The organism is Brevundimonas sp. (genome assembly GCF_016463295.1).
GTDB lineage: Bacteria > Pseudomonadota > Alphaproteobacteria > Caulobacterales > Caulobacteraceae > Brevundimonas.
The window spans coordinates 1-6,968 of the sequence record NZ_JAEMRO010000097.1; the positions used below are offsets into that span (position 1 = coordinate 1).

At 67.0% G+C, this 6,968-nt stretch carries 10 protein-coding genes; 6 read left to right on the plus strand and 4 right to left on the minus strand.

What is annotated here, in order from left to right:
- The 3 genes from JHC81_RS12935 to JHC81_RS12945 all read right to left on the minus strand — a co-directional run.
- The coding region (locus JHC81_RS12935) for a cation diffusion facilitator family transporter (protein WP_292175330.1) at positions 1-683 on the minus strand (683 nt) is incomplete at its 3' end.
- Positions 680-802 (minus strand): hypothetical protein, encoded by a 123-nt coding sequence (locus JHC81_RS12940; protein ID WP_292175332.1) that lies wholly within the window; start codon positions 800-802, stop codon positions 680-682. The genes JHC81_RS12940 and JHC81_RS12935, both read right to left, overlap by 4 nt.
- Positions 803-825: 23 nt before the next feature.
- The gene (locus JHC81_RS12945; RefSeq protein WP_292175334.1) at positions 826-1,485 is read right to left on the minus strand and encodes a hypothetical protein; all 660 of its coding nucleotides are present in this window, start codon (positions 1,483-1,485) and stop codon (positions 826-828) included.
- 203 nt (positions 1,486-1,688) lie between these two features.
- Here JHC81_RS12945 and rplU point away from each other — a divergent pair, with 203 nt between their 5' ends.
- From rplU to JHC81_RS12960, 3 genes are all read left to right on the plus strand, one after another.
- The gene (rplU, locus tag JHC81_RS12950; protein ID WP_292175335.1) at positions 1,689-2,252 is read left to right on the plus strand and encodes a 50S ribosomal protein L21; all 564 of its coding nucleotides are present in this window, start codon (positions 1,689-1,691) and stop codon (positions 2,250-2,252) included.
- A gap of 72 nt (positions 2,253-2,324) precedes the next feature.
- A complete protein-coding gene (rpmA, locus tag JHC81_RS12955) occupies positions 2,325-2,609 on the plus strand; it encodes a 50S ribosomal protein L27 (protein WP_292175337.1) in 285 nt (94 codons plus the stop codon).
- A 163-nt stretch (positions 2,610-2,772) separates the two neighbouring features.
- Positions 2,773-3,306: a GNAT family N-acetyltransferase gene (locus JHC81_RS12960; protein WP_292175340.1), complete on the plus strand. Its 534-nt coding sequence runs from the start codon at positions 2,773-2,775 to the stop codon at positions 3,304-3,306.
- Positions 3,307-3,313: 7 nt separating this feature from the next.
- Here the strand turns inward: JHC81_RS12960 and JHC81_RS12965 are convergent, their stop codons facing one another.
- Complete coding sequence (locus JHC81_RS12965; protein WP_292175342.1) at positions 3,314-3,790, minus strand: Lrp/AsnC family transcriptional regulator; 477 nt, start codon at positions 3,788-3,790, stop codon at positions 3,314-3,316.
- Positions 3,791-3,928: 138 nt separating this feature from the next.
- Here JHC81_RS12965 and ald point away from each other — a divergent pair, with 138 nt between their 5' ends.
- The 3 genes from ald to proB form a co-directional block, all read left to right on the plus strand.
- Complete coding sequence (ald, locus tag JHC81_RS12970) at positions 3,929-5,047, plus strand: alanine dehydrogenase (protein ID WP_292175344.1); 1,119 nt, start codon at positions 3,929-3,931, stop codon at positions 5,045-5,047.
- A gap of 279 nt (positions 5,048-5,326) precedes the next feature.
- On the plus strand, positions 5,327-6,385 hold the full coding sequence (gene obgE, locus JHC81_RS12975) for a GTPase ObgE (RefSeq protein WP_292175346.1): 1,059 nt from the start codon (positions 5,327-5,329) through the stop codon (positions 6,383-6,385).
- A 1-nt stretch (position 6,386) separates the two neighbouring features.
- A partial coding sequence (gene proB / locus JHC81_RS12980; protein ID WP_292175348.1) for a glutamate 5-kinase occupies positions 6,387-6,968 on the plus strand: 582 nt, incomplete at its 3' end.

The window sequence follows — 6,968 nt, forward strand, 5'->3', positions numbered from 1 at the left end:
TGCAGGTCGTGCACGGCGGTGACGCCCGGCAGGGCCAGAAACCCGGCGCGGATGGCGGCGACGTCCACGCCGCGCGGGGCGGCGTCCAGCGCCAGGTTGACGCTGTCCTTGAGCAGGCCCCAGGTCCCGATCAGGATCAGGACCACGATGGCAATGCTGACCAGGGGGTCGAGGATCGACCAGTCGGTGAACAGCATGACCGCTCCGACCACGACGACGCCCAGCGACACGGCGGCATCGGCCATCATGTGCAGATAGGCCCCGCGCACGTTCAGGTCCTTGTGCTGGTCCTTCATGAACAGCAGGGCGGTGCCCAGATTGATGAAGAAGCCGATGCCCGCCACCACCATGACGGTGGTCGAGCCGACAGGGGCCGGATCGTTCAGCCGCCGCACGGCCTCGAAGGCAATGGCTCCGCAGGCGAAGATCAGCAGAAGCGCGTTGAACAGGGCGGCCAGGACGGTGGCCTTGCCGAAGCCATAGGTGCGGTGGCTGGCCGAGGCGCGGCGCGCCAGCCAGGCGGCCCCTCCGGCCATGGCCAGACCCAGGACGTCGGACAGGTTGTGGCCCGCATCCGCCATCAGGGCGGTGGACTGGCTGATCACGCCCGCGCCGAACTCCACCGCCACGAACGCCAGATTGACCAGCAGTCCGACAGCGTAGCGCCAGTCCCCGGTGTTCACCGGTCCATGGTGGTGCCCGCCGATGCCGTGGGAATGGCCGTGACCATGATCGTGGGCGTGACCATGATCGTGGCCTTGGTCGTGCCCGTGCTGATGGTCGTGCGGGTGAGCGTGGTCATGGGCCATGACGCTCTCCTTAATCCTAGTGATGGTGCGTCGCCACCAGAACGCCGATCAGGATCAGCGACAGGCCCAGGGCCGCGCCTTCATAGCGGGCCCAGCGCTCCAGCCGCAGGATGGAATAGCCCGCGCGCGCCAGGGCGGTGAAAGCCGCCATGCCTGCCACCGTGCCGATGGCGAAGACGGCGGTGAGGGCCATCAGCACGGCGAACCCCTGCGTCGCCTGCGAGAGATAGAAGGGCAGCAGCACCTCGCCCGGCGAAATGGCCAGGGTCGCGACCAGGCCGATGAAGGCGGCGCGGTGCGAGACCGACGGCTCGGCGAACTCCATCGGGGGGCCGCCGGCCAGGGCGGGGCGTCTAATGAGGGCGCGCACCAGATAGAAGGCTCCAAAGGCAAACAGCAGGCCCGCAGACACCCAGGGCAGCACGCCGGCGATCCAGCGATCCAGGGCCAGCCCGGCCACCACGATCAGGCTGCCGACCACGGCGGTGGTGACGATATGGGCCAGGCCTGCGGTGACGACCGCGCTCATGACCTGGGCCAGGCTCCAGCGCTGGGCGCGACCGACCAGCACGAACGGCAGCCAATGCGTCGGCAGGGCCGCATGCAGAAAGGCCGTCGCCAGCCCGGCCCCAAGGACGGACAGCAGGATCGGTTGCTGGAGATCGGACGGCGTCATCGCGGCCTTCCTATCGTGTTACTTTATAACAGTCGAGAGGGTGGGGCAGAAATTGTTGCTCGGTCGCTGGCGGTCGCGGGAATCCCTGACTTTCCCGGCCTTCGGCGTTGACTCGCAAGGTCCCTTCCGTATATGTCGCCGCTCTTCGCCCGAGGGGTCTCCTTCGGGCGCTATCTTTTTTGCGTTTACGCTGAGGCTCCAACATGTACGCGGTGATCAAGACCGGCGGGAAACAGTACCGGGTTCAACCGGGCGACGTCATCGTTGTCGAGAAGCTCGATGGCGAGGCCGGCGCTTCGGTATCGCTGGGCGACGTCCTGATGCTGGGTGGCGACAAGGGCATCACCCTGGGTGCGCCGCTGATCGCGGGTGCCGCGGTCGCCGCGACCCTGGTCGAGACCCGCAAGGGTGAGAAGATCAAGATCTTCAAGAAGACCCGCCGTCAGGGCTATCGCCGGACCAACGGCCATCGCCAGATGGAATCGGTCCTGCGCATCACCGGCATCGACGGTGCCGGCGAGAACGCCAAGTGGGACGGCGAGACCTCGCTGATGACCAAGGCCGAGATGAACCTGCGTGCCCGCGGCCTGGCCCCGCGCACGGAAGAGACCGAAGTCGAAGCCAAGCCCAAGCCTGCGAAGGCCGCCGCCCCGAAGGCCGAGGCCGCCGCGACCGAGGACAAGCCTGCCGCCAAGAAGGCTCCGGCCAAGAAGGCTGCGCCCAAGACCGAAGCCGCTCCGGCCGCTGACAAGACCGACGAAGCGTAAGAACAACAGAGTTTGAAGCGCGCTTGAGACGCCGCAAGGCGATAGCGCACCAAGGAAAGACGGAGCAGACCTATGGCTCACAAGAAATCCGGTGGTTCGTCGCGTAACGGTCGCGACTCCGAGTCGAAACGCCTGGGCGTGAAGCGCTTTGGCGGCGAGCATGTGCTGGCCGGCAACATCATCGTGCGTCAGCGCGGCACCCAGTTCCACCCCGGTGAGAACATGGGCATCGGTCGCGACCACACCCTGTTCGCCAAGGCCACGGGCGCCGTGAAGTTCACCACCAAACGCGGTGGCCGCTGTTACGTGTCGATTCTTCCGGCCAACGACGACCAACAGGCGATGGCCGCCGAGTAACGCGAGACTGGATCACACCGGATCGCGTTGCTCACCACAGCAGCCGATCCGGACCAGGGAAGTTTTCCGCGGGGAGTCTGGATCACCAGGCTCCCCGTTTGCGTTCCCCGCCTCGAGCCGCCCGAGCCCTCCAAAGGGGGCGGCATGATCGAAGGCGACGCCGATGTGCGTGATCGAAACCACCCCCGTTCTGGAGACGCGGCGTCTGACGCTGCGCAGTCCGAACCCGCAGGATGTCGGCCGTCTGGCCGACCTGGCCAATGACCCGGACATAGCGCGGATGACCCTGCGCATGCCGCATCCCTATTCCAGCACCGATGCCGAGGACTTCATCCTGGCCGTCGCCGGACAGGACCCCCGCCGCGCCGCGACCTTCCTGATCGAGCACGAGGATCACGGTCCTGTCGGCGTCATCGGCCTGTTCGAGGATCGGGATCCCGCCCCGGAGGTCGGCTACTGGATCGGGCGTCCGTACTGGGGTCGGGGCTATGCCACCGAGGCGCTGGACGGTGCCCTGGTCTGGGCGTCGAAGCGCTGGAAGCGGCGCGCCCTGATGGCCGGCCATTTCGCCGACAACCCCGCCTCCGGCCGGGTGCTGGAGAAGGCCGGGTTTCTCTACACCGGCGAGGTTCGCAAAGGGTTCAGCCTGGCGCGCGGTGCCGTAACCGACACGCGCCGGATGGTCTGGCTGGCCTAGACGCGCGTCAGACGGGCAGGGCCCCGCGCTTGACCACCGTCCGCATCGCCACGCTGGACGAGACCCGCGTCACGCCGGGGATGCGGGTCAGCTCGCGCGAGTGAACCCGCTCCAGGTCATCCACGTCGCGCACGACCAGCCGCAACAGATAGTCCGAGCCGCCGGTCATCAGATAGCATTCCACCACCTGGGGCACCGTCGCTATGGCAGTCTCGAAGGCGGTCAGGGCGCTCTCGGCCTGGGACGAAAGGGTCACGGTCACGAAGACGCTGATGGGCAGGCCCACAGCGCGCTCGTTGATGATGGCGGCATAGCGGCTGATGACCCCCTCCGCCTCCAGCGCGCGCAGCCGGCGCAGGCAGGCGCTTTCGGACAGGTTCACCGTGCGCGACAGGTCGCTGTTGGTCATGCGCCCGTCCGACTGCAGGGCGCGGATCATCTTGCGGTCGGTGTCATCCAAGGTGACGGCAGAAATCGTCTTCATGGCGCGGCTCGTTCGCAGTTTCTGCGACTTTACGCTGATCAGTCGCCGAAAAGAACAGGAACCTGCGCCGGTTCCCTCGCTAGATTGCCCTCGAAACGCGGTCGGCTCTACCGGCCCCTTCATCACAGGAAACGTCCCATGCGCGTCGGTGTCCCCAAGGAAATCAAGAAGAACGAACACCGCATCGGCCTGACGCCGACGGCGGTGCGCGAATATGTCTCCCATGGCCACACCGTCTCGATCGAGACAGGCGCCGGCCTGGGCGCGGGCTTCACCGACGAGGACTACAGGAAGGCCGGGGCGGCCATCGTCGCCGATGCGGCCACCATCTTTGCCAACAACGACATGATCGTGAAGGTCAAGGAGCCCCAGAAGGTCGAGTGGGAAATGCTCCGAGAGGACCAGATTCTCTTCACCTATCTGCACCTGGCGCCCGATCCCGAACAGACCAAGGGTCTGATGGCTTCCAAATGCGCCGCCGTCGCCTATGAGACCGTGACCGACGCCAAGGGCGGCCTGCCGCTGCTGGCCCCCATGTCCGAAGTCGCCGGCCGTATCGCCGTCTTCTCCGCCGCCGAAACCTTGCTGAAGCATAACGGCGGCATGGGGCTGCTGTTTTGCGGCGTTCCGGGCGTGGCTCCGGCGCGGGTTCTGGTGCTGGGCGGCGGCGTCGTCGGCCTGAACGCGGCGCGCATGGCCATGGGCCTGGGGGCCGAGGTCGTGGTGCTGGAACGGTCGATCCCGCGGATGGCCTATATCGACGAGGTCACCAATGGTCGGGTCATCACCCGCTACTCCTCCATCGGCGCGGTCGAGGAAGAGATGGTCAAGGCCGACGTTATCATTGGGGCTGTGCTGGTCCCCGGTGCCGAGGCACCCAAGCTGATCAAGCGTGAGCACCTGAAGGCGATGAAGCCCGGCAGCGTGCTGGTCGACGTCGCAATCGACCAGGGCGGCTGTTTCGAGACCTCCAAGGCCACGACCCACGAAGACCCGACCTATGTCATCGACAACGTCGTCCACTATTGCGTCGCCAACATGCCCGGCGCCGCCCCGCGCACCTCGTCCGAGGCCCTGAACAACGCCACCCTGCCGTTCGGCCTGGCCCTGGCGAACAAGGGTCTGGACGCCCTGAAGGACAACCCGCACCTGGCGCGCGGCCTGAACGTGCTGAAAGGCGAACTGACCTACCCCGCCGTGGCCGAGGCCCTGGGTATGGGCTGGAGCGATCCATACGGGGTTTGGGCCAAGGCGTAAGCTCACTGATTTCCCTCCCCCTCGGGGGAGGGTGGTCGCGTCAGCGACCGGGTGGGGAGAGCTAAGGCAACGCATCTAAGGTGCTTGTGTCGCCGAGCCCCTCCCACCCTGTCGTCGCTTCGCGCCGACATCCCTCCCTCGTGGAGGGAGGGAGAAGGTGGGTGCGGTCTGTAAATCGCCGCTCTCTTGAGGCATAAGCCGCATTCAAGCCGTGCGCGACGACCGCGCTCAAGCAGTGTGCGACCGCGTCGCGCGCGTTAGCGCCCAAAAGAATGCCCGATGAAGTTTCTCGACCAGGCCAAGATCTATATCCGCTCCGGCAATGGCGGGGCGGGGGCCGTCTCGTTCCGGCGCGAGAAGTTCATTCCGAACGGCGGACCCGATGGTGGCGACGGCGGCAACGGCGGCAACGTCTGGATCACGGCGGCCGAGGGTCTGAACACCCTGATCGACTTTCGCTATCAGCAGCATTTCAAGGCCGCGACCGGCACCCACGGCATGGGCCGTCAGATGCACGGAGCCAAGGGCGAGGACGTCATCCTGAAGGTCCCGGTCGGCACCCAGGTGCTGGACGACGACAAGGAGACGGTGCTGCTGGACATGGACGTCGCCGGCAAGACCGAGATGCTGCTGAAGGGCGGCAACGGCGGCTGGGGCAATGTGCGCTTCAAGGGCCCGCAGAACCAGGCCCCCAAATACGCCAACCCGGGGCAAGAGGGTCAGGAACGCTGGATCTGGCTGCGGCTGAAGCTGATCGCCGACGTCGGCCTGGCCGGCCTGCCCAATGCCGGCAAATCGACCTTCCTGGCCGCAGCGAGCGCGGCCAAGCCCAAGATCGCGGACTATCCCTTCACCACACTGGTGCCCAATCTGGGCATGGTGGATCTGTCGCCGACGGAGCGGTTCGTCATCGCCGACATCCCCGGCCTGATCGAGGGGGCCAATGAGGGGGCCGGTCTGGGCACCCGCTTTCTGGGCCACGTCGAGCGCTCGGCCAGTCTGGTCCATCTGATCGACGGGACGCAGGACGATGTGGCCGAGGCCTACCGGATCATCCGGCATGAGCTTGACGCCTATGGCGCAGGCCTGGCCGACAAGACCGAAATCCTGGCCCTGAACAAGATCGACGCGCTGACGCCCGAGGCGCGTGAGGAGAAGGCGGCCGAACTGGAAGCCGTCGCCGGTCGCCGTCCCATGCTGGTCTCCGGCGTGTCGGGCGAAGGCGTGACGGACCTGCTGCGGGCCGCCTGGAACGAGGTGCGCAAGACCCGAGGCGACATCGTCATGGTCGATGACGAGGAAACGGTCGCGGATACCCCCGGCGGCTGGGCTCCCTGAGATGAGCGCGCCCGACCGGTCGGCCCAGGCCATCGCGGGCGCGCGTCGCATCGTCGTCAAGATCGGCTCCTCACTGCTGGTGGACGGCGCGACGGGGGCGGTCGATCAGGCTCGGCTGGAGGCCCTGACGGCGACCATCGCGGGCTGGCTGGCCGAGGGCAAGCAGGTGCTGGTGGTGTCGTCGGGTGCCGTCGCCCTGGGCGCGCGCCGTCTGGGCACGACGACCTCGGGCCAGGGGCTGGAGCGCAAACAGGCCGCAGCGGCCGTGGGCCAGTCGCTGTTGATGCGGGCCTGGGGCGAGGCCTTTGCGCCGCAGGACCGGGTGACCGCGCAAATCCTTCTGACGCTGGACGATACCGAGACGCGCCGTCGCTGGCTGAATGCCCGGGCCACGGTGGCGACCCTGCTGGACCTCGGGGTCGTGCCGGTGGTCAATGAGAACGACACGGTCGCCACCGACGAAATCCGCTATGGCGACAACGACCGGTTGGCGGCGCGCGTCGCCCAGATGATCGGGGCGGACCTGCTGATCCTGCTGTCGGATGTCGATGGCCTCTATACCGCCGATCCGCGCCGCGATCCC